The sequence below is a fragment of the Agromyces tardus genome (assembly GCF_003710805.1).
Classification (GTDB): domain Bacteria; phylum Actinomycetota; class Actinomycetes; order Actinomycetales; family Microbacteriaceae; genus Agromyces; species Agromyces tardus.
This window is the reverse complement of sequence record NZ_RHHB01000011.1, coordinates 19424-45867: the sequence shown is the minus strand read 5'-3', so window position 1 is coordinate 45867 and position 26444 is coordinate 19424. Positions and strand designations below refer to the sequence as shown.

Annotated in this window: 26 protein-coding genes and 2 tRNA genes; 14 read left to right on the top strand and 14 right to left on the bottom strand. The window is 69.7% G+C overall.

Translation table 11 applies throughout. The features are described 5' to 3' along the window. Positions 1-61: 61 nt before the first annotated feature. Genes EDM22_RS08355 through EDM22_RS08345 form a run of 3 tightly spaced genes read left to right on the top strand, consistent with a single transcriptional unit; the run spans position 62 to position 1889 of the window. A complete protein-coding gene (locus EDM22_RS08355; protein WP_122936608.1) occupies positions 62-415 on the top strand; it encodes a PadR family transcriptional regulator in 354 nt (117 codons plus the stop codon). Next, complete coding sequence (locus tag EDM22_RS08350; RefSeq protein ID WP_122936607.1) at positions 412-1152, top strand: hypothetical protein; 741 nt, start codon at positions 412-414, stop codon at positions 1150-1152. Before EDM22_RS08355 ends, EDM22_RS08350 begins: the two co-directional genes overlap by 4 nt. Beyond that, the gene (locus EDM22_RS08345) at positions 1149-1889 is read left to right on the top strand and encodes a hypothetical protein (protein WP_122936606.1); all 741 of its coding nucleotides are present in this window, start codon (positions 1149-1151) and stop codon (positions 1887-1889) included. Before EDM22_RS08350 ends, EDM22_RS08345 begins: the two co-directional genes overlap by 4 nt. Positions 1890-1950: 61 nt before the next feature. On the opposite strand, the gene EDM22_RS08340 is transcribed toward EDM22_RS08345, so the two are convergent. Beyond that, on the bottom strand, positions 1951-3675 hold the full coding sequence (locus EDM22_RS08340) for a SulP family inorganic anion transporter (protein WP_122936605.1): 1725 nt from the start codon (positions 3673-3675) through the stop codon (positions 1951-1953). A gap of 297 nt (positions 3676-3972) precedes the next feature. Here EDM22_RS08340 and EDM22_RS08335 point away from each other — a divergent pair, with 297 nt between their 5' ends. Then, on the top strand, positions 3973-6642 hold the full coding sequence (locus tag EDM22_RS08335) for a PEP/pyruvate-binding domain-containing protein (protein WP_122936604.1): 2670 nt from the start codon (positions 3973-3975) through the stop codon (positions 6640-6642). Between the two features lie 34 nt (positions 6643-6676). On the opposite strand, the gene EDM22_RS08330 is transcribed toward EDM22_RS08335, so the two are convergent. The 11 genes from EDM22_RS08330 to EDM22_RS08285 form a co-directional block, all read right to left on the bottom strand. After that, positions 6677-7393, bottom strand: a complete 717-nt coding sequence (locus tag EDM22_RS08330) for a DivIVA domain-containing protein (protein ID WP_170964068.1) — start codon at positions 7391-7393, stop codon at positions 6677-6679. 104 nt (positions 7394-7497) lie between these two features. Beyond that, complete coding sequence (locus EDM22_RS08325; RefSeq protein WP_122936602.1) at positions 7498-8706, bottom strand: globin domain-containing protein; 1209 nt, start codon at positions 8704-8706, stop codon at positions 7498-7500. A gap of 4 nt (positions 8707-8710) precedes the next feature. Next, positions 8711-9118, bottom strand: a complete 408-nt coding sequence (locus EDM22_RS08320) for a group I truncated hemoglobin (RefSeq protein ID WP_122936601.1) — start codon at positions 9116-9118, stop codon at positions 8711-8713. Between the two features lie 289 nt (positions 9119-9407). Beyond that, positions 9408-9478: transfer RNA gene (locus EDM22_RS19505), tRNA-Gly, on the bottom strand. Between the two features lie 116 nt (positions 9479-9594). Next, a complete protein-coding gene (locus EDM22_RS08315) occupies positions 9595-9993 on the bottom strand; it encodes a hypothetical protein (protein WP_122936600.1) in 399 nt (132 codons plus the stop codon). A gap of 20 nt (positions 9994-10013) precedes the next feature. Next, entirely contained in the window at positions 10014-10685 is a 672-nt protein-coding gene (locus EDM22_RS08310; RefSeq protein WP_122936599.1) for a nucleotidyltransferase family protein, read from the bottom strand. A 251-nt stretch (positions 10686-10936) separates the two neighbouring features. Further along, complete coding sequence (locus EDM22_RS08305) at positions 10937-11191, bottom strand: hypothetical protein (protein WP_122936598.1); 255 nt, start codon at positions 11189-11191, stop codon at positions 10937-10939. Further along, the gene (locus EDM22_RS08300; RefSeq protein WP_122936597.1) at positions 11188-11424 is read right to left on the bottom strand and encodes a hypothetical protein; all 237 of its coding nucleotides are present in this window, start codon (positions 11422-11424) and stop codon (positions 11188-11190) included. The genes EDM22_RS08305 and EDM22_RS08300 overlap by 4 nt, the downstream gene beginning before the upstream one ends. Positions 11425-12038: 614 nt before the next feature. Beyond that, the gene (locus EDM22_RS08295) at positions 12039-13511 is read right to left on the bottom strand and encodes an APC family permease (protein ID WP_122936596.1); all 1473 of its coding nucleotides are present in this window, start codon (positions 13509-13511) and stop codon (positions 12039-12041) included. Between the two features lie 41 nt (positions 13512-13552). Continuing rightward, positions 13553-14857: a flavin monoamine oxidase family protein gene (locus EDM22_RS08290; RefSeq protein ID WP_122936639.1), complete on the bottom strand. Its 1305-nt coding sequence runs from the start codon at positions 14855-14857 to the stop codon at positions 13553-13555. 15 nt (positions 14858-14872) lie between these two features. Then, on the bottom strand, positions 14873-15214 hold the full coding sequence (locus EDM22_RS08285; RefSeq protein ID WP_122936595.1) for a cupin domain-containing protein: 342 nt from the start codon (positions 15212-15214) through the stop codon (positions 14873-14875). A 99-nt stretch (positions 15215-15313) separates the two neighbouring features. On the opposite strand from EDM22_RS08285, the gene EDM22_RS08280 reads away from it, so the two are divergent. Beyond that, positions 15314-15892 (top strand): TetR/AcrR family transcriptional regulator, encoded by a 579-nt coding sequence (locus EDM22_RS08280; protein WP_122936594.1) that lies wholly within the window; start codon positions 15314-15316, stop codon positions 15890-15892. Between the two features lie 161 nt (positions 15893-16053). Continuing rightward, positions 16054-16563, top strand: a complete 510-nt coding sequence (locus EDM22_RS08275) for an amino acid permease (RefSeq protein ID WP_170964067.1) — start codon at positions 16054-16056, stop codon at positions 16561-16563. A gap of 676 nt (positions 16564-17239) precedes the next feature. On the opposite strand, the gene EDM22_RS08265 is transcribed toward EDM22_RS08275, so the two are convergent. Then, a tRNA-Gly gene (locus EDM22_RS08265) sits at positions 17240-17310 on the bottom strand. A gap of 110 nt (positions 17311-17420) precedes the next feature. Between EDM22_RS08265 and EDM22_RS08260 the strand changes: the two genes are divergently transcribed. Both EDM22_RS08260 and dcd read left to right on the top strand, forming a co-directional pair. After that, a complete protein-coding gene (locus EDM22_RS08260) occupies positions 17421-17987 on the top strand; it encodes a hypothetical protein (RefSeq protein ID WP_122936591.1) in 567 nt (188 codons plus the stop codon). 47 nt (positions 17988-18034) lie between these two features. Next, positions 18035-18640, top strand: coding sequence for a dCTP deaminase (dcd, locus tag EDM22_RS08255; RefSeq protein ID WP_122936590.1), 606 nt, complete (start codon positions 18035-18037; stop codon positions 18638-18640). Positions 18641-18790: 150 nt separating this feature from the next. On the opposite strand, the gene EDM22_RS08250 is transcribed toward dcd, so the two are convergent. Continuing rightward, positions 18791-20188, bottom strand: coding sequence for a Coenzyme F420 hydrogenase/dehydrogenase, beta subunit C-terminal domain (locus EDM22_RS08250; RefSeq protein ID WP_122936589.1), 1398 nt, complete (start codon positions 20186-20188; stop codon positions 18791-18793). A 52-nt stretch (positions 20189-20240) separates the two neighbouring features. Here EDM22_RS08250 and EDM22_RS08245 point away from each other — a divergent pair, with 52 nt between their 5' ends. The 6 genes from EDM22_RS08245 (at position 20241) to EDM22_RS19500 (ending at position 26436) form a co-directional block, all read left to right on the top strand. Beyond that, a complete protein-coding gene (locus tag EDM22_RS08245; protein ID WP_122936588.1) occupies positions 20241-21395 on the top strand; it encodes a polysaccharide pyruvyl transferase family protein in 1155 nt (384 codons plus the stop codon). A gap of 63 nt (positions 21396-21458) precedes the next feature. Then, on the top strand, positions 21459-22340 hold the full coding sequence (locus EDM22_RS08240) for a nucleotidyltransferase family protein (protein WP_170964066.1): 882 nt from the start codon (positions 21459-21461) through the stop codon (positions 22338-22340). Beyond that, the gene (locus EDM22_RS08235) at positions 22340-22606 is read left to right on the top strand and encodes a PqqD family protein (RefSeq protein WP_122936586.1); all 267 of its coding nucleotides are present in this window, start codon (positions 22340-22342) and stop codon (positions 22604-22606) included. Before EDM22_RS08240 ends, EDM22_RS08235 begins: the two co-directional genes overlap by 1 nt. Positions 22607-22710: 104 nt before the next feature. Further along, complete coding sequence (locus EDM22_RS08230) at positions 22711-24522, top strand: ABC transporter ATP-binding protein (RefSeq protein ID WP_170964065.1); 1812 nt, start codon at positions 22711-22713, stop codon at positions 24520-24522. A gap of 88 nt (positions 24523-24610) precedes the next feature. Next, positions 24611-25588 (top strand): glycosyltransferase family 2 protein, encoded by a 978-nt coding sequence (locus EDM22_RS08225; RefSeq protein WP_122936584.1) that lies wholly within the window; start codon positions 24611-24613, stop codon positions 25586-25588. Continuing rightward, the gene (locus EDM22_RS19500; protein ID WP_170964064.1) at positions 25585-26436 is read left to right on the top strand and encodes a hypothetical protein; all 852 of its coding nucleotides are present in this window, start codon (positions 25585-25587) and stop codon (positions 26434-26436) included. The genes EDM22_RS08225 and EDM22_RS19500 overlap by 4 nt, the downstream gene beginning before the upstream one ends. The last annotated feature ends 8 nt before the right edge of the window (positions 26437-26444 follow it).

Below are 26444 nucleotides of genomic sequence, written 5' to 3'. Positions count from 1 at the left end.
TCCTATAGCCCGCTCGGATATCTTCCTATACTTCTGCGCCATATCTTCCTATGCTGGGTGCATGCCACGGAGACGTGAAGGCCGGCTGGTCGGCCTCGAGGTCGACATCCTCGGCGCCGGCATCGAGCTCCAGGCCGACGACGGCGACTTCTACGGCTTCGCGCTCGCGAAGCGCCTCGCCGACCGCGCCGGAGCCACCGCGCTGACCGCGCATGGCACCCTCTACAAGGCGCTCGGCCGCCTCGCCGAACGCGGCCTCGTCGAATCCGAATGGGAGGACCCGGGCATCGCTGCGGAAGAGGGGCGTCCTCGGCGGCGGCTCTACCGGGTGACCGGGGCGGGGGTGGTCGCCTATCGGGCGGAGACCGAGCAGCGCACCGCGCTCGCACCGAACCCGAGAACGGCGTTCGCATGAGTGCGGTCACGCTCGGCCCCGACGGCGCGGCTGAGCTCGAGGCATCCGCTCGCCTTCGACACCGGGCGGCCGGGCGGGTGGACGGCGCAGTACTCGCCTGGTGCCGGTGGTACACCGCCGACCTTCCCGAGGACGTCGCCGCCGAACGCCGCGCCGAACTCGCCTCCGACCTCTTCGAGGAACGCGAGCATTCGGGCGCCGGAGCGACGGCATCGATCCTCGGGAGGGCGATCCGCGGCATCCCGGCCGACCTCGCCTGGCGTGGCGCGCGGTTGCGTCGCGTCGGGCTCGGCGCGCCGAGAGGAACGTTCCCGCTCGCGATGCCGGCGCTCGCCCACCTCGCGGCGCTCGCGCTCGTCGCCTGGGGCGGATTCATCGTCTGGCGCATCGCGCGCAGCGTGCTCATCGGCGACTGGCACGGTGCGGCGGATGTCGCGGAGCTCTCGATCGTGGGCCTCGTGCTGGCGCTCGTGGGGTCGTGGCTGCTCGTCGTCGCACGCCGGCGCGCATTCGCCGGGCTGGTGCTCGCGGTCGCGGCGTACCTGCTCGTGCGCTTCGGCACCTACGCGCTCATGGAGACGAGCGTGACCTTCACGGCGTTCTTCTCGACCTCGACCGCGCAGATGGTGGTGCTGAACCGCGTCGCGACGGGCGCCGCCGTGCTCTTCTTCCTCTCGATCGCCGTGTGGTGGGCCGCACCGAAGACCGCTGCCGAGTCGGATGAGGCGTCGTCATGAACGTCAGGCGGCTGGCTGCTCCGCTCGCGATGGGCGGCATCGCGGTGTGCGCCGCCGCGGTCGCGCTCACCGTCGCGGGCACGTTCGGGATCTCGCTCTTCGAGCCGCCGCGCGCCGAGGTCACGGCCGCCGGGGCCGCCGGCGAGACCGTCGCCGGCGATGCTGAAGCGGCCTCGACCGTCGAGTCCCTGACGCTCGAGGCGTCCGGCTCCCAGCTCGTGACGACGGAGGAGCGCACGGAGTACATGGGCCGGGAGCAGGTCATCGCCGACTGCATGGCCCAACAGGGCGTCGAGTACCTCCCTGCCGCGCCGTGGCTCAACCAGGACGCGCAGCCGCGAGGGCTGAGCTTCGAGCAGTCCCTGATGTGGCTGAACGCCTTCTACGGCGAGGCGCGCGAGGACTGGTCCGTGCCGGACTCCGATTGGCAGCGGCGCGGATGCCTCGGGGCGGGCGAGCACGCGATGGCGGTTGCCCGTGCGGCCGGCACCCCCCTCTCCGCGCCCCTGCCCGAGCCCGACCCGAACGCGCCGACCGAGGCCGAGGAGCGGGCCTCGTTCGACGAGGCGATCGCGTCGTGCATGGCCGAGAAGGGCTTCGCCGTGGTCGACGACGGCCGGGAGGGCTGGTGGCTCGCCATGTACGGCGACGCGGGCACCGGTGCCGCCTACCGCTGGCAGGACGCGGGATGCTCGGGCTACGCCACCCACGTCACCGGCAACGACAACATGCATTGACCGTTCGGGCGGTCCCCGCTCGTCGAACCGCCGGCGATTCGGCGGGCGGTCGGCGGTGGGCTCAGTCGTCCTCGGATCGACTGCCGCTCGAGGGCGGAGCCGACGTCTCGAGTTGCGCCTGCACCGCTGTGTCGACGTTGCCGTGGATATTGCCGGCGCCGATGCGCTCGAGGACGCCGTCTCGCGCGAGCGTGGCCCTGACGGCCGCCTTCAACCGGGCGAGGCGAAGGGTGACCCCGGAGTCCCGTGCGAGGCTGACGACGTCGTTCATCTTCGCCGAGCCCTGGGAATCGATGAAGTTGATGCCCGCACAGTCCAACACGACACCGGTCAGGTCCGGGGTCGAATGGATGATCCCGCGGAGCCGGTCTTCGAGTGCATCGGAGGTGGCGAAGAACAGGCCCCCGTCCATTCGGATCACGACGACGCCGGGGATCCGTTCATCACCCGGATACTCGCTCACGTCCCGGAAGACCTGCGTGCCGGGCTTTCGCGCGAGCGTCGCGATGTAGGGATGGGTGGCGACTCCGATGAGCCAGAGGAGTGACAGGCCGATGCCGATCACGACGCCCGCCAGTACTCCGAAGGCCAGGGTGCCGACGATCGCGGCGATCGCCACCCAGAAGTCGAACGGCTGAACGCGGGCGAGGCGACGCATCTCGGGAATGTCGATCATGCCCATGACCACGGCCTCGATGATGAGGGCAGCCAGCACCGGCTTGGGCAGGGAGGAGAACAGCGGGGCCAGGACCAAGAGGGTCAGCAGCACCGTGGCTCCGGACGTGAGCGACGCCAGTCCGGTGCGGGCGCCGGAGTGGTCGTTGAGCGAGCTCGCCGACAGGCTGGTCGAGACCGGCATGCCCTGGAACAACCCGGCGCCGGCGTTCGCCAGCCCCTGGGCGACTGACTCCTGATCGATGTCGACCTGGTAGCGGTGCCTGGCCGCGAAGGTCCGGGCGTCGCCCGCGGTCTGCGAGAAGCCGATCAGGACCAGCGCGATCGCCGCGATCGCCACGGTCCCGGCGTTCTCCCACATCAGGCCGACGTCGGGAACCACGAACGACGGCAGGCCCCGCGGCACGTCCCCGACGAGAGCCACGCCGCGCTCACCGAGATCCAGCAGCCAGGAGGCGAGCAGCCCGCCGACGACCAGCACCAGCGCGCCGGGCACCCGAGGCGCGATGCGCCGGACCCCGAAGACGACGACGAGCGACACGACGCCGACGATCACGGTCGCCTGGTGCCGCTCCCCGAGCGTCCCGAACCACGACCACAGCTCCTGGAACGAATTGGTGCCCTCGGCCGTGGTGCCGGTGAGCTTCGGGAGCTCGGAGATGACGACGTCGATGGCCGCCCCGAACAGGAACCCGGTGACGACGGCACGAGAGAGGAACCGCGCGATCCAGCCCATCCTGAGCACGAAGAGGATCAGGAAGAGGACCCCCGAGGCCAGGGTGATGCCCGCCACGAACGACGCGACGTCCCCTTGGTCGGTGAGGCCTGTGACGAGCACCGCGCTGGCGGCCACGGCGGCCAGACCCGAGCTCGGTCCCATCGAGATCTGACGGCTGGTACCGAAGATCCCGTAGAGGATGGCGCCCGCCGCGGCGGCATAGAGTCCGTTCTGCAGCGGGACTCCGGCGATGCCGGCATACCCCAGGTTCTTCGGCACGATCAGCGCCGCGACCGTCACGCCGGCGATGAGGTCGCCGCGCAGCCAGCGTCGGTCGTACGAACGGATCCACCCCAGGATCGGGACCAGTCCGGCGCCGTACCGCCGGCTCATGATCCGCAACCGATTCTCGACATGTGGTCCAGCCCTTCCGGTGACCCCCGCTGCGCATCCGGACGCACAGCCGGGCATCGCTCAGCGCACATGGTGGCGGACGACAGTGTGGCAGCAATCGCATGGAGGTGCCAGCGACGGTCAGCGGTGCCGGCCCCTCGGGCCGGCCCCCGGGCTGTGCACCTCGAGCCGGCCCTCGGGCGGATCGGCGGCGTCGCGTGCGGGCCTTGCGGCCGGCTCCGCGGGGTGGGACCGTGAAACCACAGCTGTGCACGTGCCTGGTGTGAAGGACGGCAGATGGTCGCACCCAGTCGAGCAACCCCTGGCGACGGCGACGACGCCCTCGTCCTCGATCTCGCGGACGTGTCGGCCGACCGGGTCGCTGCGGTCGGCGGCAAGGCCGCGAATCTCGGCGAGCTGATCCGTGCTGGCTTCGACGTGCCACCCGGCTTCTGCGTCACCACGGAGGCGTACCGACGGGCCGTGCGCGGTACTGCCGTCGAGTCGGGAACGGGCATGGATGCGTCGGCCGCGCGCGCGACCGTGCTCGGTGCTCCGTTCCCGGAAGCGGTGGCCGACGCGGTGCGAGACGCCTACGCTCGTCTGGATTCCGGTGCCGAGGGGCTGGTCGCGGTGCGGTCGTCGGCCACCGCGGAGGACCTGCCCGGCGCGAGCTTCGCGGGCCAGCAGGACACCTACCTCGACGTCGCCGGCATCGACGCGGTGCTCGACGCGGTGCATCGCTGCTGGGCGTCGCTCTGGACCGACCGGGCGGTCGCCTATCGCGCCGCGCAGGGCATCGACGGTTCCGGGCTCGCGCTGGCCGTGGTCGTGCAGCGCATGGTGGATGCCGCGTCGGCCGGCGTGCTGTTCACGGCCGATCCGGTGACGGGCCGGCGCCGCCAGGCCGTGCTCGACGCCGCGCGGGGCCTCGGCGAGGCGGTGGTGTCCGGCGCCGTGGATCCCGACCACTTCGTCGTGGACACCGTGACGGGGCGGATCCTCGACCGGCGGCAGGGCGGCCCGGCCGGCGATCGGGCTCCCAGTGTGACGGACGCGCAGGTGCGAGCGCTGGCGTCGCTCGGCGACCGAGTGGAGCGCGCGTTCGGCAGTCCGCAGGACATCGAATGGGCCATCGACCCCGACGGGCGCCTGTGGCTGACGCAGACCCGGCCGATCACCACGCTGTATCCGGTCCCGGCGCGCAGCGCGCCGCTGCCCGCCGACGACACGCGCGTCTACTTCTGCATCACCCTCGCCCAGGGCCTGCACCGTCCGATCACGCCGATGGGCATCGCGGTCTTCCGGGTGATCGGCTCGGGATTCCTGGACCTCATCGGCCGTCGACCGAAGCGCATCCCCGGCGGGCCCGACGGGTTCGCGTTCGCCGGCGGCCGGATCTTCCTGGACGCGACGCCGATCGTGCGATCGGCCGTGGGCCGCGAGATCATGCCGAGGGTCCTCGACGTGATGGAGGCGCGCTCCGCCGTCGTGCTCCGCGGACTGTTCACCGACTCGCGGTTCTCCGTGCGGCCGGGGTCACGGCGCCGCTTCGTCCGGCCCGCGCTGCACCTCGCCGCCCGGGTCCGGTTGCCGTTCCTCGTCGGGCAGGCGCTCGTCAGCCCGGCAGCCGCGCAGCGCCGGGTGCGGCGGCTCGCGGATGAGGTCCGCAGGGGCGACTTTCGGGCGGGCGGCGACATCCCGAGCCGGGTCGACGCCGTCGTCGAGCTGCTCTTCCGCGCGATGCCGCTCGCACCACGCAGCATCCCGGGCGCGGCGGTCGGCTTCGCCATGCTCGGGCTCGCCGGGCGCCTGCTGCGCGGCTCGACCCGGCCGGGCGACCTGCAGACCGTGCTCCGCAGCGCGCCCGACAACGTGACCACCGAGATGAACCTCGAATTGTGGCGCTTCGCCGTGCGCGCGCGGGGCGACGCCGCCTCCGTGTCGGCGCTGGGCACGGAGACCGCGCGCGACCTCGCGGACGGCTACCGCGCCGGCACCCTGCCCGAGGTGCTGCAACTCGGCGTGGCCGAATTCCTGAGCCGATACGGTCACCGCGCCGTCGCCGAGATCGATCTCGGGATGCCGCGGTGGGCCGAAGACCCCGCGCACCTGTTCGGCGTGCTCTCCGGGTACCTCCGCCTGGAGGCGGACGCGGAAACGCCCGATCGGCACTTCGCGGACGGCGCGCGCGACGCCACGGCCATGGTGCGCACGCTGGTCCGCCGCGCCCGCCGCCGAGGGCTCCTTCGTGCCGCCGCCGTTCGGTTCTGCCTGCGCCGGGCTCGGGCGCTGGTCGGGATGCGCGAGATGCCGAAGTTCCTCATCGTGACCGCGATGGGCCGGGCGCGCGTGGTGATGCTCCAGATCGGGCGCGAGCTGGCGGCATCCGGCCGGATCGCGGAGCCCGAGGACGTCTTCTTCCTCGACTTCGACGAGACGAAGCGTGCCGCCGCGGGAGACGACCTGCGCACCGCGATCGACGAACGACGGGACCGGTACGACGCCGAGCTGCGCCGTCGGCACGTGCCGAGGCTCCTGCTGTCCGACGGCACGGAACCCGAGGCCGTCGGCTCGGTGTCGGCGACGATCCAGCCGGGAGCGCTTCGAGGGACGCCCGCGTCGGCCGGGACCGTCACGGCACCGGCGCGCGTCGTCCTCGACCCGGTCGGCGCCCGCCTGGAGCCGGGCGAGATCCTGGTGGCACCGTCCACCGACCCGGGATGGACTCCGCTGTTCCTCACCGCCGGCGGTCTCGTGATGGAGATGGGCGGTGCCAACAGCCACGGGGCCGTCGTCGCGCGCGAGTACGGCATCCCGGCAGTCGTGGGGGTGCCGCGCGCGACCGAGGTCGTCGCGACGGGCGCCGAGGTCACTGTCGACGGGGCTGCCGGCGTGGTGACGCTTCCCTCACCGGGGGATGCCCGTGGGGGATCGGAAGCGTCCGAGATGCCCCAGGAGGGATGACGGGCCGTCGGCGTCTCGATGACCCGCCGACGACTCAGTGGCGAGTTGCCGCTCGCGACTCGGGGAACGCGTCAGCGCCCGTCGCGGTCGAATCCGGCTCGGAGGTCGAATCCGAGTCGGAGAACGATGCCGGCATCGTGAACGTGTCGGGCTCGACGTAGGACCTGCGCGCGGCGGTCGGCCGTGCCCAGTCAGGCTCGCCGACCGGCTCCTCGACGGGCTCGGGCGGAGCCGGGGACTCGGCGGGTTCAGCGTCCTGCTGGGGCAGGTTGCCGAGCCGATCGACCTGCTCGGTCAGGGCGTCGAGCACCGACCGCAGCTGGATCTGGGCCACCTTGGCGTACGTGCGCACGTACTCGATCTCGGGAAGGCTCGGAGCCTCGGGCGTGGTCGCCAGCGCCGCTGCCACGTGTCCTGCGCTGCGCTCGGCGCGCTCGAGCACCTCGCGGTACTGCTCTCGCGCGGCCAGCACCATCTCGCGTGCGTACTGCTCGGCGTCGGCCACCGCCCGGTCGGCGATCAGCTGCGCCTGCGAGAGCAAGCCGACGGCTCCGGCGGCGATCTCCTGCTCGAGGTCCGCGCCGCTGGCCGCGCGGAGCCTGGCGTTCTCGGCGCGCAGGCTCGCCAGCTCCTGGCGGCCGCTGTCGAGGGCGGCACGTACCTCGCTCACGGTCGCGGACAGCTCATCCAGGAACGCATCGACTTCGGCCCGGTCGTACCCGCCGCCGATGTGCCTGATGGCGAAGGTCACGTCGCTCACCTCGGGGAGGCGGCTCACCGCGCCGGCAAGGGCCCCCTCATGCTCCACCGCGGGCGGAGCTACGGGCAGGCTGTCGTCGTCGGGCCGAACGGTCGTCATACGCGGGTCCCCACTCGCTCTACGGCAGCCGGGGCCGGCTGCGGGTTCTGTGTGTGGTGATGCTGTGCGTGGCTGTCTTCGTCGAGCGTGGCGAACTGCTCGAAGCGGATGTCGGTCGACGGCATGCCGGCGTCGCGCAGACGCGACACCGTGTGCCGCACCATGTCGGGCGAACCGCACACGAGCGCGAGCAGACCGGGCCGGGCGGCGTCGGCGGCGGCGACGTCACCGACGAGGCCCTTGCGACCCGGGAAGCTCGGGTCCCCGGAGATCACCGGGGTGTAGGTGAACCACGGGCGCGAGGCGAGGTCGCGGAGCAGCTTGCCCTCGTAGAGGTTCCAGGGCACGCGTGCCCCGTGGAACAGATGCACCGTGGGGGCGGTGCCGGTCGACTGCCAGTGCTGGTCGATGCGCTCCAGATGCGCGCGGAGCGGTGCCAGGCCGGCGCCGCCCGCGACCATGAGCAGGTCGCGTTCGCGCTCGTGCTGGCCGAGGGTGAGTTCCTGCCCGATCGGGGCGCCCAGACGGAGCGTCTCTCCGACGGAGAGCAGACGCACCATCGCGCCGCTCCAGAGCCCGCCGGGGACCAGCTGCACGTGGAACTCGAGCGTGCCGTCGGAACGCGGCGCGTTCGCCGGGCTGAGGTAGCGCCAGAGACGCGGCCGCAACGGAGACTCGACCGCCATCGCCTGGCCCGGCTCGAAGGGCAGCGCCGGGTCGGGCCGGACCTGGATGACCGCGATGTCGAGGCTTCGCCGTTCGATCGCGAGCACCTGCCCCGCCCACGACGCCGGGCTCGTCCGCTCGGACTCCTCGGCGGCCTGCACCATGACGGTGGCGATCACTCCGTACGCCGCAGCCCAATCGGCCGCGAGCTCCTCGGTCCAGCCCTCGCCGAGGAAGTGCTTCAGCGTGGCGAGCAGTGAGACACCGACCGCGTCGTAGTGCTCTGCGATCACCTCGAAGCGCCGGTGGTCCCTGCCGAGCTGCTGGATGAACGCGGTGACCTCGTCGAGCTGATCGACTCTCGACACGATGCGGCCCAGCGCGCCGACGAGTCGGTCGCGCTGGGTCGCCATCGAGACCGGGAACATGCTCCGCAGCTCGGGGTGGGTGAGGAAGAGGTGCGAGTAGAAGTAGAGCGGAACCTCGTCGCCGAGGGATTCGGCCGCGGCCCAGGTCTCCTTGAGAGCGGTGGTGTTCACCGAGTCAGGCTCCCGTCGAGGGCACCTCGACGATGTCGGCCTCGGTGCCGCCGAGCGCGGCGCCCACCCGGCCGATGATCTCGGACGGCACGCCGGCCTCGGTCAGCGCCGTCACCAGGTGATCCACGACGACGGCGAAATCGTCGGCCGAGATGCCCATGCCCTCGTGCGCCGCGCGCAGGTCGCGCCCCGAGTACTCGACCGGGCCGCCCATGACCTGCGAGACCAGCGCCACCTGGTGACGCTTGAGCCGAACCATCTCGACGCCCTCGAAGTAGCCCGCGAGCCGGTCGTCGGCCACCACCAGCTCGTAGAACCTGCCGACCACCGCGGTGATCGCCGGCGCGCCCCCCACGGCCTGGTAGTCGCTCTGCTCGAGCACATCCGACTGCTGGTCGCCGCTGGGACTCATCAGGTTCATCCAATCGCTTTGGGACACTTGGCTCCCCTTACTAGCAGACCCGACCCCCACCCGGCGAATGCTGTACAAACCTCACGTTTCACCCCCGTTCGGGGGGCGCACAAGAGCGACCTCGGGCCCCGCGACGGCGGCCGCTCGACGGCGACGTCGACCCGCCGGGGTCGTGCCTCAGCGCTGCAGTCGAGCGCGGTGACAAGTCGTTCGATCAGGGGCTCGCCGACGGGCGCGGCGCGGGTCGGAGCAGTGGCGCCAAGGCAACCTGACCGGGGCTTTATCGAAGAGCGGATGACGGGAATCGAACCCGCGCTATCAGCTTGGAAAGCTGAAGTTGTCCAGTAGTGATTCACTCGCCTTCACTCGGGCTCACCAGCCCCGGAAACAACGGGGAGTGTGAACTCGAGTGAGCCGAGGTGATCTCGATTTTGTGACCATTAGGTGACCACAAGATCCGAGAGCGGTGGTCTCGGTCAGCTGAGTGTGCGGAGAACGTCGTCCATCCCGTCTACGAGTCGCCGTGCGGCCTTGAGCAGGTCTGCTGCGCGTGCTTCGGTGAGTAGCAGCGGGGAGTACTGCGTCTCGGTCTTCGAGTCGATCAGCCGCGCGAGGTGCGGGGCAAGACGCTTACCCGGTTCGGTGCGGCGCAGCATCGCGACTGCATCGCCGTGATCCTGTCCGGCGGCGCGTTCACCGAGGACAGCGCCACAGATCGCGTCGCCAGCGGCGATCCCGGCGAGGACCGCGAGTGAGCCGATGGTGTTGCCGAGGTCGTCGATGCCGGCGTCGTGGCCAAGATCGATGACGAGGTCGGCAGCGGTCAGGAACGCGTGGGCGTGCTGGGCACGGGTGCGGACCTCGGTGCGGATCATCTTCCGTGTGCGCGGGGGCATCAGGTCCCCTCCCCGTGTCCGTCCGCCGCCCTCTCCGGGCGCCCAGGAACCGTCGTGTTCGCAGCGAGGAGGGTTCGGATCTCGACTCCGGTCACGATCTGACCATCCCTTCGGATAGAGGCGACGAGTGGATCCTCGTGTTCGACGAGGCGGGCGAGCTCCGCGCCCGTGACGGCCAAGACCTGGACTCGATTGCCGGTCAGCCGACGAACCCGTTCATCAAGCGCCTCGAGCACCGCATCACGCTGGTCCACGGCGGTCGCCTCCTCCCAGACGACGAGGACATCGACGTCAGATTCCGGCCCGGCCTCACCGCGTGCCATGGACCCGTAGATCGCGGCGCTGACGACGACGCCGGCCGTCACCTCCCTGACGGCCTCCTCGACAGCGGATTGCACAACGGCGCGAGTGGCCAGGATCTCCTCGATCGGACCCCAGAGGACGTGGCCACGGTTCAGCGTGTATGCATTCGAAGGGCCGACCTTCTGCATGTCGACCAGACCCAAGGCGACCAACTCGTCAAGTATCCGTTGCGTGCTGCGAAGCGCTCGCACCCCGCTGAGTTCGTGGATGCGCCGCCCCGACGCAGGCTCAGCGAGCACGGCAAGGCGATGCAGGATTCTGGCGCGGTTCTCGCCGAGGACCACATACTCGGGATGGCTCAGATCCACGGTCGCCCCCTGACTCGCATCCGCATCAAGTGACTACATATTACATCAATTGGCTACCCGAGGAACTCGGGGCAGGTCGGGCCGAAGTCGCAGATGAGGTCCGCTCACCGGGCACTTGATCGGACGGGCTGTCCGGACATTCATCCACCGGCCGGATAGAGCGCGGCGGGCGGGGCGATCTCCAACGCGAACGCGGACCGGCTATCGGACGTCCAGAACCGATTGGCGATGCCAGAGGACTACGGCTGGCCTCAGCCCTCCGACTCCTCCGGAAAGGTCGGATACCGCCACGAGTGAATCAGGTTCCACCACGCACGGACAGCAAGCCCGACGAACGCGAGCCAGAAGACCAGGTGGACGGGCCACGGCATCAGACTGTTCCCGAGGGACATCAGGATCAGTGCTCCAGCCGCGAAGACATTGAACGTTGCGCCAACGGCACCGGTCGGACCCCAGGGGTTCCACGTGTCGGACCAGTCGAGCCAGCGGCGCATCAGACCGATCATGAAGGACCATTCGTCGCGAGACCGACGAGCGCCATGATCAGCCAGAACGCTGCAGTACCGAGCATGAAGAGGATGAGGACACCGGCGATGCGCTTGCCGACCCGGAGGCGCGAGGATTCGACGCCGCCGTTGATGATCCTGAGACGCTCGACCAGCCAAGCGCGGATGGCGAGCGATCCCATCCCGGCCATCGACCACGAGAACGCAAGGAAGAACATGGCGGTCGTCGGCATGCCGTTCAGTCCCTCTCGCTCAGTCAGCTCGTATCGGGCACGCGAGGAGCTGTGGATGGCAGCGTACCGCCCGTTGAACCGACCGGATCGCGCCCTCACTTGACCGATCGTCGCTGAGGGATCCCCGAGCGGGCGCGATCACGTCAACGAGTAAACGACTGCGGGGCCGGACTCGGTCGTCGTGCTGGCAGGCTAGCGAGTGGCTCATCTGCAAGACCGTTGCTCATGAAGCAGTCGCCCACGGGGCCAGTGTGCCTACGAGGGCGAGGGCTGATGTGCTGACGCGCTCATCCAGAACATCAACAGCCACCCCGCAGCACCTAGGCAGACGAGGAGTGCCACGAGAAGCAACGATCGCGATCCAGGCCGGTCGTACAGAACCGTGAGAGCACCGGCGAAGAGTGCGATCGATAGGGCGGACCAGGAAATGACGACCGGGACCTGGATGTTCCTCGGCAGGGTCGCCTCTGCAAGTCCCCCCAAGCGGTATGTCACGCCTGCTGGAACGAGGAAGAGGAGAAGTATCGCCCATCGCGGCATTCGATGACTTGCCATCAGGTAGATGGGCGCTGCCACCAACACGCTCACTGGTGCGACCACAAGCAGCACATACGTCACTCGCGACCAGAGTCGGCGGCGAGCAGCTCTCCGGGGCGTCGTTCGGTGATGAACCCGATCAGGAAGGCGATCGGGACGATGGTCAGGAGGATCACGGCGGTCACGATGTCGCCGCCGATGAGCGAGGTGAAGTTCGAGATCACCAGGGCGAGCACGCCGAGCAGCAGCACGGCGGCCAGGGCGGGTGCGATCCTCATCTGCCAGAAGCCCGACGCGCGTTCACGGATCGCGTAGACGACGACCGCGACGGAGCAGAGCACGTACAGGGCCACCAGGGCGGCGACGGCGAGTCCGCTGAACCACGAGAACAGCGTGAGGATGGGGTCGAGATTGAAGATGGCGAACGGTGCGACGAGCAGCAGCGCGATGATCGACTGAACCCAGGCCGCTGCGTGCGGAGCCTTGTGGCGGTTGGTGCGCGCGAGCTGGGTGGGCAGCGAGCGCTGGCTGCCGAGCGCGTGGAGGTAGCGGTTGATGCCGTTGTGGAAGGCGAGGATGCCGGCGAAGAGCGACGTCACGAGGAGGATGCTCGCCACGAGACCAGACCAGCCGCCGAGGATGCCCTCGAGTGCCTGGAACACGAACCCGGTCGAGTCGCCCGACGTGACGGCCTCTTCCGCGGCGGCCACCGCGTCATCCGCGCCGTAGAAGGAGATGAACATCCAGGACACGAACGAGAAGAAGATCGAGATCACCGCCACGGAGAGGTAGGTGGCCCGGGCGACCGTGCGCTTGGGATCCTTTGCCTCGCCGGAGTAGATCGCCGTCGACTCGAAGCCGAACATGGACGCCACCGCGAACATCAGGGCGACACCGGGCGCACCGGACATGATCGCGGCCGGCGAGAAGCTCGCCGCAAAGTCGATGCTTCCGCTCGGGCCGCCGCCGGTGAAGAGCGTGCCGAACGCGAACGCGAGCAGGATCGCGACCTCCAGGCCGACCAGTATGGCGAGGACGCGCGCGCCGAGCTCGATGTTCAGCGAGCCGAGCAGTTGCACGACGGCGATCGTGACGACCACGGGGATCCACCACGGTATCGTGAGGCCGATCGCGGCGAACAGGCCGCTCACGCTGGCGCCGTAGAGGCCGTACATGGCGGCTTGCACCGTGGCGTAGGCGACGAGTGCCAGCCATGCGGACCCGGTGCCGGTCCGACGGCCGAGACCGGCGGTGACGTAGGCGTAGAACGCGCCCTTGGCGTCGACGCGGCGACTCATCGCGATGAAGCCGATCGCGAAGATCACGATGATGACCCCGATGACGAGGTACGCGCCGGGGGCGCCTGCACCGTTGCCGAGGAAGATCGTGAGCGGGAGTGCGCCGGCGATGCCGGTAAGGGGCGCTTGCGCGGACAGCACGAAGAAGAGGATGCCGAGGACGCCGACGGCGCCTTCGCGCAGTGCGGTGGAGTGCCCTGGGCGGGATTCCGCCGCGACGGCGGGCAGCGGGGTCGCTTCGTTGACAGACATGGGGATCGTCCTTGATCTCGTGGGGTGGGTGGTGCTGCGGGTCAGGCCGCGACGGCCTGGGGACTGGTCAGGATGACGCGGGCGGCGGTCATACCGCTCTCGATCGCGCCGTCGATGAAGCCGCCCCAGCCGTTCGCGATGTCGGATCCGGCGAGGAGCACGCGGCCGAACGGCCGCTGCAGGGTGGGCAGGGATTCGGTGAGATAGCCGGTGCGGTGCATCGGCCACGTCTCCTGGGCGAACTCGTCGCCGACCCAGTCGTGCGCGGCGGTGTCGACGACGGTCGCGTCGGGGACGAGTCGGTTGAGGACCTCCTGGACGGCTCCGGCATCGTTCGGGTCGATGGCGTTCGCGTCGGGCCCGAACCCGATGACGAAGGTACGCCCGTCCTTCACGTACTCGGACTGGAAGAAGTTGAGTGGCCAGTCGGCGGCGCCGAGTGCGACGAACGCGGGGTACTCGCCCTCGATCGTGAACCACACCTTCGTGCCGAGTCCGAGCTGACCTCGGTCGGCGGCCTTGCTCGCAGCCTCGGGGAGCTCCGGCGTGAAGTCGATGCGGGGCAGCGTTTGCAGGGGGATCGCGAGGACGACGTCGGAGGCGGTGAGCCGGCGACCGTCCGCAGTGGTGACCTGAACATGGTCGCCCGTCTGCGCGATGGCTCGGACGTCGGCGCTGAAACGGAACTCGGCGTCGGTGTCGTTGAGGATCGCCTCGGCGAGTCGTCGGGTGCCCCCCTGAACCTTGTAGGTCGCGCAGGCCTCGAAGTTGACCTTCCAGTCTCCATTGGTGAGGGCGACCCAGCGCAGTGCCTGTGTGAATGCGGCGTCGTCCAGCCGTCCGTTGAAGTTGAGCGTCCAGAAGGACTCGAGGAGCGAACGCTCCTCTGCGGAGATCGGGAGGACGCTGATCTCGTCCAGCAGCGAGACGCCGTCGAATCTCGAGAGCAGCTCGGAGTCGAGTGGCGCGAAGGGCTGTGGGAACACCTCACGTGAGCGAGCGGTGAGCAGCTCGTTCGGTCGGTCGAGCCGTTCCAGGAGCTCGTCGGGGTTGCCGGCCATCGCCCGGGTGCCATCCCACCAATACGCATGCTGCGGCACCGGGCTCGGTGCCAGCCCGATGCCGTAACGGTGGAGTTCAGCCCAGACATGCGGTTGAGTCCAGTGCACCCAGGTCCCGCCGAGCTCGAGTTCGAGGCCCATCCGGGCCGCGAGCCAGGTGCGTCCGCCGATGCGGTCGCGCGCCTCCAGGACGGCGACCCGGCGGCCGGCGTGTGCGAGCTCGCGGGCTGCGGTCAGTCCGGCGAAGCCGGCGCCGATGACGATGACGTCGAAGTCGTTGCTCATGTCGATCACCGCGGCTCAGGAGTAGACGAAGAACTCGACGGTCGGCTCGAGCACCGTCCAGGTGGCGGTGACGCCCTTGTTGATCGACGCGGAGTCGCCGGCTCGCAGCTCGAGCGCATCGCCGTTCCGGGGTTCGATCCGTACGCGGCCCTCCAGGATGTGGACGGTCTCGTCGGCGTGGCCCGTCACCTCCAGCGGCCCGGGCGTCTCGTCGGGCGAGATGAACCAGTACCCCGCCGACAGGTCGTCGCGGCCACCTTCGCCTGGGCGACGGATCCATTGGACCGTCCCGACCTCGAAGGGCTCGGCGGCAGCGCGGTCGAGCGTGCCGGCAATCGTGAAGTGATCGGTCGCCATCGGTGTCCTCCTTGACAGATCGCGGCGCATGGACTGCGTCGCGGAGTAATCTAAGCAAATGCTTAGTTATTCCGCAAGAGTCGATTTCGCGCGGGTATCATGGTCACCGTGGCGCGCAGGGTGGCATACGGCGAGGGGCGGGACCTGCTGATCTCGACGACCGTCGACGTGGTCGCCGAGCGTGGTCTCCGCGGGCTGACCTTCCGCGCCATCGCCGACCGTGCCGGCGTCAACAACTCGCTGATCGCACACCATTTCGGTACCCGCGAGGCGCTGCTCGCGGCCGCCTTGGAGTGGGCAGTGGAGCAGTCCATCGAGAGCAGCGGGCTGCTCGACCTCGCCTCCGAACAGGTCTTCGCCGACACGCTGCTCGACGCGGTCTCACGTCGCCCTCAGCTGCAGGCATTCCAGTACGAGATGATCCTGGAGGCACGGCGCAACGAGCTCTTCCGTGCGCCGGTCGCCAAGCTGTACACCCGGTACCACGAGGTCGTCATCGAGAGCCTCCGCCACTACGGCGTCGACGGCGACGTCGACGCGCTCGCCCGCTCGACGTTCGCCGCGCTCGATGGGCTGGTCCTGCAGTACATGGCGGGAGTCGACCCCGAAGAGCTACGCGCGGCGCTCGTCCAGGTCTGGACAAGCCTCCGGCCAGTTCTCGGGACCAGCGCGGCCTGAGCGCTAACGGCAGCGCGAGCGCTGGTCGAGGTCGCCTCACCGCAGGCTTGTCTGAGAACTCATATGTCGTCCGCCACTGAACTTCACGCCGACCCGCCCACAGACGGTGGCCAGCACTTCGAAAGACGCTGGCTTGGAAAGACGGCTTCGCCCTCGCCCTGGTGATCCCGAACGGCGTCTTCGTGACGTACGGGTACCTGATCGGTGCAGTCGGAGCTTGGACCGCCATTGCGATCTGGGTCGTCGCGACGATCGTGTCGGTACTGCAGAACGTCATCTTCGGGGAACTCGCAGCGATGTTCCCGAGAAAGTCCGGCGGCGTTGCCCGGTACGCCATCGAAGGCTGGCGCAAGTACTTCATTCCGGCTGGCGCGATCGCGTCATTCGGCTACTGGATGGGATGGTCGCTCTCACTTTCAGTGACTGCCGTCGGACTCGGCTTCCTCCTTCAGACCTCGTTCCTTCCCGATGCCACATCCACAGTTCACGTGCTGAACAACGACCTCGGCGTTGCGCACCTGATCGCGATCGCAGCGATCATCCTGGCGTGGATGCTCAACCGACGGGGCGCCAAGCTCGGCGCCACCGTCAACAAGTGGCTCGGCGTGATCGTGGTCGGCGGACTCATCGTCGCCGCCTTCGGTCCCTACGTGCTGAACGGCGGCCTCTAGAATGCCTCGCGCCTGATACGGCATGTCGAGGGCGGCTGGATGACTGTCGTGGTCGTCTACTACTTCACGTCCTGGGTCACCTATGGGACCGAGATCTGCGCTTCCTTTGCCCCCGAGTACAAGGACACGGCTCGGGATACTTCTAGGGCGCTGCCGAGCTCCTCCGCGTTCATGCTCGCCCTGTTCACATTCGTGTTTCGCACCGTTCAGTGCGGACCGCACCCAGTCGAGTCGCTTTGACCTCCACCAAGAGTTCGTGCGTGGCAGAGACCGTATGACGAACAGGCGCCGTCACGACGATGACGTCGACACCGAGATCCCGGCTCTGCCCCGTGTCCGATCAGATCGCCCGGATGGCGTTGTTGCGCTTCTCGTGCGTGAGTTCTGCTTGCCCGAGCAGGTCGAGCAACTGCGGAAGGCACGCCTCGACGCTTTCTGGAGCAACGCTCGTGTCTCATGATGCCGCCCGGAGGTGAGGCCACGGCCGAATTTGTGACTACGAGAGCGGTTAGCAGTCGAAACCGCGGCCACGGGCGGCGATGAATCCCTGATCACAAGGCCGAACGTGGTCTGTCGGGGGTGCCCTGAATGGGTTCCTCAGGAAATCCGAACTCACGGCTGAGTGGCGGCGTCTTGGGGACCGTAGAAAATGCACTTGGTCAGGGTATTTCCGAAGAGCGGATGACGGGAATCGAACCCGCGCTATCAGCTTGGGAAGCTGAAGTTCTACCATTGAACTACATCCGCGTGCGGCATCCGGAGCCCTGAGAACCCGGGTGCGACCAGCCCAGCTTAGCAAGGCGGGCTGCGGTGCTCGACACCCGCGCCGGGCGACCCGGCCGAGCGTTGGGGGAGCCATGACGAGGCGGTGGCCGTGGTGGCTCGTGGTGGCGGGCGGGGTCGTCATGGCGGCGCTGTGGCCGCTGTTCACGTCGCTGCACGGGCCCACGTCGTTCAACCTGGATCGGCGATTCCTCGGCCGCGACCCGTTGTTCTGGGGCGCCATGATGGAGGGACTGTCGAGCGTCCTCATCGCGGCCGGCCTCCTCGCGCTGCTGCCGGGCATCTGGAGGGCGTTCGGCCGGGCCGCCCGGCTCGGCTACGTGCTCCTGCTCGTCTCACTCGTCGTGCCGGGGGTGTTCGACCTCGTGATCCTCGCGACCGTGCCCCCGCTGCTCAACCCGCTCGAAGCGGCCGGGCTGGCCCTCATCGCGATCGCCGGCAGGCGGCTGCATCCGCTCACCCGCGTCGTGTTCGGCGTCATGGCGGTACTGCTTGCAGCGACGATGCTGCAGCTCCTGCTCTCCATGGAGCAGTTCGACGCGATCGACGGCTACCGAATCTACGGCCTGGTGGCGGATGTCGCGGTCGGCATCGGGTGGGCGGTGGCCGGGGCGACGGAGGCGCTGCGGCACCACCGCTGACCCCGCGGGCCCCTTCACGCTCCCGGCGCCGTCACTAAGCTGGCACCGTGCTTCTCTCGGATCGCGACATCAGGGCCGAACTCGACCAGCAGCGCATCGGGCTGGAGCCCTACGATCCGGCGATGATCCAGCCGTCGTCGATCGACGTGCGCCTCGACCGCTACTTCCGGCTGTTCGACAACCACAAGTACCCCTTCATCGATCCCGCCGAGGACCAGCCCGAGCTCACCCACCTCATCGAGGTGCGGCCCGACGAGGCGTTCATCCTGCACCCGGGCGAGTTCGTGCTCGCGTCGACCTACGAGGCCGTCACGCTGCCCGACGACATCGCCGCGCGGCTCGAGGGCAAGAGCTCGCTCGGGCGGCTCGGCCTGCTCACCCACTCGACCGCGGGCTTCATCGACCCCGGCTTCACGGGCCACGTGACCCTCGAGCTGAGCAACGTCGCGACCCTGCCGATCAAGCTCTGGCCCGGCATGAAGATCGGGCAGATGTGCTTCTTCCGCCTGTCGTCGCCGAGCGAGCGCCCCTACGGCTCCGCCGAGTACGCGAACCGCTACCAGGGCCAGCGCGGCCCCACGGCGTCGCGTTCCTTCCAGAACTTCCACCGCACCGACGTCGGTGTGACCGAGGCCGGCTCCGCCGGGCGTTGAGCGAGCGGATGCCGCAGCCGAGCGGGTCGGTCCCTGGCGTCGCGGTCTTCATCGGGTGGACGTCGCTCGCGGCGGCCGCGCTGTGGCGGTCGTCGGGGCGACCGGCCTAGGCGTTCTCATCGCTCCGGAGGGGGCGTGCCGCGGAGCGCGTCACTGGTCCGCCGGCCGGCGCCGGGCGGGAAGGATCCGCCGACGCAGCGCACGCGCGAACGGGCGCAGTCCGAGCGATGCCGCCTCGAACAGCCGGTACCGCTGGATGGCGCGCCGCATCGGCGCCGCATAGAGCTCGAAGTCTCCCGCTTGCCTCGCGATCGCGAACGTCTCGAGGGAGAGCTGCGACATCCTGCGACGCTGCCGGATGACCGCGGCGCGTCGCCTCGTCACGACGCGCAGGTCGGGGGCCACGCGCTTCGTCGGCACGCTGAGACCCCGCCGCATGTCGTCGGCGAGTCGCACTGCCAGCCCCGTGCGCCGGTGACGGAGGCCACCGGCCTGGGAACGGGCCGCTTCATCGACCGAGAGCGCCTCGAGGTGGATCTCACCGCGTCGTCGGGCCGCGAGCAACAGTTCACGCAGGCGCTCGTCTCGCACGACCACCGCGTTCATGCCGCGCCAGTCGGCCTTGTACTGCGGCAACCACGCGTCCGCGAACACCACGTCGGCGCTCTCGGCGAAGACGTCGTCGCAGAAGTTGCAGGCCTCGGGCTGGAACGCGCCGTACTCCCACGGGCCGTCGATGGTCGAACTCGTGCGTCGAACGCGCGGCTCGGCTCCATCGCGTGCTGCGACCTCGTAGTCGTAATCGCCCGACGAGCGTTCCGGGTTCTTCACCCGGAAGTCGATGCGCCCGAGTTCGTGCGGCGGCACGCCTGCCTGCCACGCGAGCGACTCGGCGAAGAAGGAGCTCTTCAGGTGGCCGCACACCAGGCCGACGTACACGCGCAGCTGCTCGCCCAGTCCGGGCATCTCGTGGGCGAGGAGCCGGAGCGCCTTGATGAAGCACGGCAGGCCGACGACCGCGTACGTCCTTCCGTCACCCCGGATCTCGGCGACGACGTCGGCCAGCGTCGTGGCCGAGTACATCGACTTCCGCGACCGTTCGACGTCCTCGCTCGTCGTGGAGATCTCGTACGTGAAGAGCTGGTCTCCCGACGCCGAACGTCCGACATGGAGCACGCCGTCCACGACGCCCCCGCGGAGCAGTTCGGTCAGCATGAGGGACGTCAGCCCGCCGGAACTGCTGGCGACGAGCTCGTTCTCCGATGTCCGCCGTCCGGCGAAGACATCGAGGTGGGCGCCGATCCGGTCGTCGGTCGGCAGGCCCGGGAACAGTTCCCGTGCGAGGTCGTCCTCGTTGCGTGCGTCGTCGGAGAAGGGGCAGACCCGGCTGGCGTCGCGCACGACCGCCGGATCGACGCCGTCGAGGCGAGCCTCGTAGACGCCGAAGCGCCCGATGGTCACCGGAATGGCCCCCGAGGTGCGGACCGCGCACGCGCCGCAGCCGACGCACATCCCGCGTTGCACGACCTGCTCGATTCCGTGCGTCATGCCGTCCTCCGTCGCATCTCCGGGCGGTCCACACCCCTGATAGCGTCATCCCGTGTCACGCCGGGTACTGATCAAGACGCTGCCGCTCCACTCGAACTACGGCGGCATCCTGCAGGCGTACGCCCTGCAGCGGGTCGTGCGCGACCTAGGTTGCCTGCCGGTGACGGACACCTCGAAGCCGCTCCCCCTCCAGCGGCGGCTGCGGCGGCGCCTGTGGGACGTCCGCAGGGGCATCCGGATGTCGCTGCCGGCTCGGTTCGACTGGCGCTGGCGCTCTGCGCGGGAGGCGACCGCGTCCCAGCGCGCCTTCATCGCACGGCACATCACGGGTGGGTCGTTCGTCGAGCGCGCGTACACTCGCCGCGGCAGGGCCCTGCTGGCGCGTCGGTTCCGCACGTTCGTGGTCGGCAGCGACCAGGTGTGGCGAGCGTCCTATGCGGATCTCCCGGCGCAGTTCCTCGACGTGGTCGACGACCTCGACGGAGACCGGCCTCGTCGGATGTCGTTCGCCGCATCGTTCGGCGTCGACGACATCGCGGAGTACCGTGACGGCGACCGGGCGCGGGTCGCCGAACTCATCCGGAAGTTCGACGCCGTCTCGGTCCGGGAGGCCGCGGGAGTGCGCATCTGCCGCGACGAGTTCGGCGTCCATGCCGAGCAGCATGTCGACCCCACGATGCTGCTGCCGGCCGATCACTACCGGCAGCTCGCCGCGCGCGCCGGGGTTGCGCCGGCCCCCGCCACCGGGCGCCTCCTCGTCTACCGACTCGACGCGAACGACCACCTCGAACGAACCGAGCGCGAGCTCGCCGAGCGCCTGGGGGTGCCGTCGCTCGAACTGCTTCCGACGGGTGGGCCGTCGCCGTCGTATCGCGAGTACGCGCAGAACCGGTCCGCCTACGACCTGCCGTCGATCGAGCAGTGGCTCGCGTGCTTCGCGTCGGCGGACTTCGTCGCGACCGACTCCTTCCACGGCTGCGTGTTCTCGATCCTCTTCAACCGCCCGTTCGTCGTCTACGCCAACGCGAGCCGTGGCGCGAGCCGCTTCGACACGCTCCTCGGGATCTTCGGGCTCGAGCACCACCTCACCTCGGCGTCCTCCACCGCCGTCGATGAGCGGGTCTTCGCTCCGGATTGGGCCTCGGTGAACCGGGTGCTGGATGCCGAGCGCTCGCGGGCCCTGGCGTACCTCACGGCGAACCTCTGACGGGGCACGTCCTCACGCACCTCCGGCGTCGCTACAGTGTCAGGTGAGGTGGGGGAAGCAGGCGTGGACGAATCCCAGGTGAGCGTGCCGCTTCCGGTGCGCCTGCGATTCGGGCACGCGGCGGTGCAGCGCGTGGCCGACCAGGTCGGCGTCGACCTCCTGCACATCAAGGGCGCGTCGGTCGATCCGTCGCTCCGCCCCGGCGCCTACTCGGGAAGCGATGTCGACGTGCTGGTGCGACCGTCGGGTGTCGTCGTGCTCGACCGCGCGCTCCGCGCGCACGGCTGGCAGCTCTACAGCACGTTCGAGCACGGATCGCCGTTCGGCCACGCGCAGACGTACCTGCACCCGGCATGGGGCTACATCGACATCCACCGGTACTTCCCGGGAATCCGGCTCGATCCCGACGGCGCGTTCGACGTGTTCTGGGCCGATCGGCACCGCATCGAGATCGCGGGGGTCGGATGCGACGTCCCGAGCGTCACCGCACAGGCGGTGCTGCTCGTGCTCAACGCGGCACGCTCGGCGAAAGGCGCCCGCGTCGACGTCGTGACCGTGTGGCACGACGCCGACGACGCTCGACGGGACGAGATGCTCCAGCTGGTCGGCCGGCTCCACGCCGACGTGGCCTTCGCAGCCGCCGCGGGCGGATTGGAGCGATACCGGAACGATCGGGAGTACCGGCTCTGGAAGGTCGTCTCCGGGGGCGGTTCGCGCGCGGCGGAGTGGTGGGCGCGTATTCGCGCCGCGCCGGACACACGGGCCGCGCTCCGCATCGTGATGCGCGCCCCGCTCGTGAACGTCGATCACCTCGCGCATCGTCTCGGGCGCACGCCGACGCGCGGCGACATCGTGGTCGAGTTCCTGCGCCGACCCGTCTTCGCGGTCGTCGAGGCGGTTCGCTCGGCGATCCGGCGGGTGGGCCCCCGGAGAGTGGTGCGCTGATGGGTGGGTATCGGCCGGGGGAGTGGGTCGGCGTCCTCGAGCACGAGGACGTGCTGTATGCGGCGATCCTTCCCGACGGGCCCATCGCGATCCTCGACGGCATCGCGGGGCTGATCTGGATCGAAGCCTGCGAAGGCCCGGCCGGCACGCTCGTGGAGCGCATCGCGACCGCGACCGGTGCGGAGCCGCAGTCGATCCGCGCCCACGTCGAGTCGTTCGTCGACGACCTCGTGCGGCGGCGGCTGCTCGTCGCCGGCGAGGGCTGACGCCACCGCCCTGCCGCCTCGGCGTCGGCGCTCCCCGTCCCGCAGTTATGATTCCGGGAGGCCCGCCCACTCGAGGCACCGGGCGGACTGGGTGGAGGACCACGATGGCACGAGCTGGGGATGGCAGGCGCCTGATCCCTCAGTTGCGGCTCATGCTGCGGATGGCCCACGTCGACCCGAAGCGATGGATCGCCGGCACCGTCGCGGCATCCGTGGTGCTCGCGGCACTCGACACGCTCGGCGTCGCAGCGATGGTACCGCTCACGCAGCTGGCGACCGGCGGCAACACCGACAGCGGGGTGCTCGCCTGGGTCTCCGACGTGGTCGGCACGACCGATCGATCCGTCCTGATCCCCGTGGTGGCGGCCTTCGTCGCGCTCGTGTTCATCGTCAAGAGCCTCGGCGCGCTCGCGTTCCGGTGGTGGCTGCTGGGCCGCACCACGCGAGTCTCGGCGCTCTCGTCGGCGGAGCTCGCGCGGCGGTACGCACTCGCGCCGTACGCCGATCATCGGGCCAGGCGGATGAGCGAGATCTACCGCAACATCAACGACGCCACGAACCAGTCGTCGAGCGTGCTGCTCGGTCTCGTCAGCATCGCCTCCGACGCCCTGGTCCTCATCGCCATCAGCATCGTGCTCGCGATCGCGTCGCCCACGGTGACGATCTTCGCGGTGGCGCTGTTCTCCCTCCTCGTCTTCGGCGTGCAGATGGGCCTGCGCCGACGGCAGTACCGCATCGGCGAGGAGATCGCGGCCACGGGCCTCGCGGCCTGGCAGTTCCTCCTCCCCGGACTCGACGGATTCCGGGAAGCGAGGCTCACGGGCAGCTCGAATGCCTTCATCGACGGGTTCCGCGACGCGCGGCTCCGTCGGGCACGGGCCTCCCGTGAGATGGGAATCCTGGCGGATGCGCCCCGGTACCTGCTCGAGATCGGGTTCGTCTTCGCGATCCTCGGCATCTCGGCGATCCTCTTCACGACGGTGTCGCCGTCGGAGGCCATCACGGTGCTCGGCGTGTTCGCGGCGGCATCCCTCCGGGCCCTGCCGACGCTCAACCGCATCTCGGGGAGCCTCGCCACGATCCGCACCGGCCGAGCAGGACTCGACATCGTCTCCGATGCGATCGACGAACTGGACGCGGGCGGCATCCACGAGGAGCGGCCACGCAGCCTCGTGCGTTTCGAGGGCGACATCGAACTGCGCGACGTGAGCTTCCGGTACGCCGACTCCGAGCAGCTGGTGCTGCGGAATGTCTCGCTGAGGATCCCGCACAACACGACGATCGCCTTCGTGGGATCGAGCGGCGCCGGCAAGAGCACCCTCCTCGACCTCGTCCTCGGCCTGCTCACCCCGACCGACGGCGCCGTCGAGGTCGGCGGACGGGCGATCCAGGACGACCTGGCGGCGTGGTACGGCGAACTCGGCGTCGTTCCGCAGGACGTGTTCCTGCTCAACGACACGTTGACCGCGAACATCGCGTTCGGCGTCCCGGCCGACGGGGTCGATCGTGCGCGGGTGCGCGAGGTCATCACGATGGCGCAGCTCGACGCGCTGGTCGCCGACCTTCCCCAGGGACTCGACACCGTGGTCGGCGAACGCGGCGTCCGGCTCTCCGGCGGTCAGCGCCAGCGGATCGGCCTGGCACGAGCGCTGTACCGCCGGCCGAGCGTGCTCGTGCTCGACGAGGCCACCTCAGCCCTCGACAACCTGACCGAGCACGAGATCGCATCGACGCTCGCCGGGCTGCAGGGCAGCCTGACGATCCTGATCGTGGCCCACCGGCTCTCCACGGTCCGGCACGCCGACAGGCTCATCTTCCTCTCCGAGGGGCAGATCGACGCGCAGGGCACGTTCGAGGAGGTGCGGGCGCAGAACGCGGAGTTCGCCCGGCTGGTCGAACTCGGCGAGCTCAACTGATCGCCGTGACCGATCGGGACACCGGATCCGGAACTTTGGGAGGCTGGGCAATGGAGTCGAACGGCGCATCCGCACGAGAGGGGGAGCGATGACGCAGCCGACTGCGAGTGTCGTGATCGCCACGTACCGCCGCCCCGACCACGTGCGCGAATGCCTCGAGCACCTCGCGCGTCAGACGGTCGCGCCGGTGCGCGTCATCGTCGTGGACGCCTCGCCGGACGACCAGACTCGGGAGGTGGTGGCGGCCTTCCCGGGGGTCGAATACCGACGCAACGACCGGGGCATCGGAACGACCGCGACGTCGCGCGGGATCGGCGTCTCCGACGTCCACGAAGACGTCGTCGCGTTCATCGACGATGACGCGTACGCCGAGCCGCGGTGGCTCGAGCGGCTGCTCCTGCCGTACGCGGACGAGCGCGTCGCGGCTGTCGGCGGGCGAGCCCTCAACGACCGGCCGGGGGAGGAGCGCGAGGGGATCGGCGAGATCGGACTGCTCCTGCCCGACGGCCGTCTCACCGGGTACTTCGCGGCCGACCCGGGCCGGGATGTGGAGGTCGACCATCTCCTCGGCGCCAACATGTCGGTCCGTATGAGCGCTGTTCGGGAACTCGGCGGCATCCGCGACTTCTATCCCGGCACCTGCCTCCGCGAGGAGACGGACATCGCCCTCCGGATGCGTCGGGCCGGCATGAAGATCGTGTACACCCCGACTGCCGTGGTCCGTCATGTGGCGGGCACCTATGCACGCGGACGCCGCTTCGACACGAGATACCGCTATTACGGCGCGCGCAATCACGTGGTGCTGCTCGCGACGACGCTCGGGTTCGACGATCCGCATCTTCGCCGCTATCTCGGCGGCATGGTCACGCGCGCCGGTCGCGACGTGGTCAGGGGGTTGCGATCCGTTCGCGATCCGAAGCGACAGGGGCTGCGATCGAAGGCACGCGGAGCCGTCGGTGGCGTCCGCCGGGCGAGCATCGACCTCGTCGGCACGGCCTCCGGCGTCATCGCGAGTGTGGGAGCGGCATCGCGGCTCCGTCGCACGAAGGGGCCCATCCTGCGATGAGGGTGCACGCGTATGTGCTGGCGGGCGACCCGGCGTGGGCGGGCGAGAGCATCGCGTCGTACTACGGCATGGTCGACCGCATCGTGGTCTCGTTCGACCGGCACCATCGATCCTGGGCCGGCCACCCGCTCTCCGTCGAGGAGTCGCTCCGGCGGATCCGGGCTGCGGATCCCGACGGGAAGACGGTCCTGGCGCCCGGGGAGTATGCGGACCCCGAACGACCGGTCGTGCGCGGGGAGACGGAGCAGCGCCAAGCCGCTCTGGACGCGGCGTCGGAGGGCGCCGACTGGGTGGTGCAGCTCGACACCGACGAGGTCGTTGCATCCGGCGCGACGTTGCTCCGGCATCTGGCCATCGCGGAGCGGCGTGCCGCGGACGCCCTCGACTACCCGCTTCGCGACATCTACGCCCGCACGGCGAGCGGCCGGTTCCTCGAGCATTGCGGGCGATTCTGGACGGCGCAGGCCGCCTACCCCGGGCCTGTTGCGGTTCGAGCGGGCACGACGCTCGCAGCGGCGCGTCAGCCGGCATCACCCCATGCCTACCGAGTCGATGTCGCCCCGAGGAACACGGATCCGGCGCACCCGTACGACGCCCGGGTGCATGCGGTGATCCGCCCGGCCGACGCGATCCTGCACCTGAGCTGGGTGCGGAGCGAGGCGCAGATGGCCGAGAAGCGGATCGTCTCCGGCTACATGGGCAAGCGCGACTGGGACCGCGACCTGGCGCGCTGGCGCCGGCGCTCGCGGCATCCGTGGATGACCGCGGCGGGCGCCCCCTTCGCGCGGGACCCGTTCGGACGCTTCCGCGTGGTCGCACTCCCCCGACTTGCGGGTCGGCAGCCGTGAGTCCGGAC

Coding starts and splice junctions, on each gene's coding strand:
- EDM22_RS08355 (WP_122936608.1), top strand. CDS start 62: ATGCCACGGAGACGTGAAGGCCGGCTGGTCGGCCTCGAGGTCGACATC.
- EDM22_RS08350 (WP_122936607.1), top strand. CDS start 412: ATGAGTGCGGTCACGCTCGGCCCCGACGGCGCGGCTGAGCTCGAGGCA.
- EDM22_RS08345 (WP_122936606.1), top strand. CDS start 1,149: ATGAACGTCAGGCGGCTGGCTGCTCCGCTCGCGATGGGCGGCATCGCG.
- EDM22_RS08340 (WP_122936605.1), bottom strand. CDS start 3,675: ATGAGCCGGCGGTACGGCGCCGGACTGGTCCCGATCCTGGGGTGGATC.
- EDM22_RS08335 (WP_122936604.1), top strand. CDS start 3,973: ATGGTCGCACCCAGTCGAGCAACCCCTGGCGACGGCGACGACGCCCTC.
- EDM22_RS08320 (WP_122936601.1), bottom strand. CDS start 9,118: ATGAGTCCCAGCGGCGACCAGCAGTCGGATGTGCTCGAGCAGAGCGAC.
- EDM22_RS08315 (WP_122936600.1), bottom strand. CDS start 9,993: ATGATCCGCACCGAGGTCCGCACCCGTGCCCAGCACGCCCACGCGTTC.
- EDM22_RS08305 (WP_122936598.1), bottom strand. CDS start 11,191: ATGATCGGTCTGATGCGCCGCTGGCTCGACTGGTCCGACACGTGGAAC.
- EDM22_RS08300 (WP_122936597.1), bottom strand. CDS start 11,424: ATGCCGACGACCGCCATGTTCTTCCTTGCGTTCTCGTGGTCGATGGCC.
- EDM22_RS08295 (WP_122936596.1), bottom strand. CDS start 13,511: ATGTCTGTCAACGAAGCGACCCCGCTGCCCGCCGTCGCGGCGGAATCC.
- EDM22_RS08290 (WP_122936639.1), bottom strand. CDS start 14,857: ATGAGCAACGACTTCGACGTCATCGTCATCGGCGCCGGCTTCGCCGGA.
- EDM22_RS08285 (WP_122936595.1), bottom strand. CDS start 15,214: ATGGCGACCGATCACTTCACGATTGCCGGCACGCTCGACCGCGCTGCC.
- EDM22_RS08280 (WP_122936594.1), top strand. CDS start 15,314: ATGGTCACCGTGGCGCGCAGGGTGGCATACGGCGAGGGGCGGGACCTG.
- EDM22_RS08260 (WP_122936591.1), top strand. CDS start 17,421: ATGACGAGGCGGTGGCCGTGGTGGCTCGTGGTGGCGGGCGGGGTCGTC.
- EDM22_RS08250 (WP_122936589.1), bottom strand. CDS start 20,188: ATGACGCACGGAATCGAGCAGGTCGTGCAACGCGGGATGTGCGTCGGC.
- EDM22_RS08235 (WP_122936586.1), top strand. CDS start 22,340: ATGGGTGGGTATCGGCCGGGGGAGTGGGTCGGCGTCCTCGAGCACGAG.
- EDM22_RS08230 (WP_170964065.1), top strand. CDS start 22,711: ATGGCACGAGCTGGGGATGGCAGGCGCCTGATCCCTCAGTTGCGGCTC.
- EDM22_RS08225 (WP_122936584.1), top strand. CDS start 24,611: ATGACGCAGCCGACTGCGAGTGTCGTGATCGCCACGTACCGCCGCCCC.
- EDM22_RS19500 (WP_170964064.1), top strand. CDS start 25,585: ATGAGGGTGCACGCGTATGTGCTGGCGGGCGACCCGGCGTGGGCGGGC.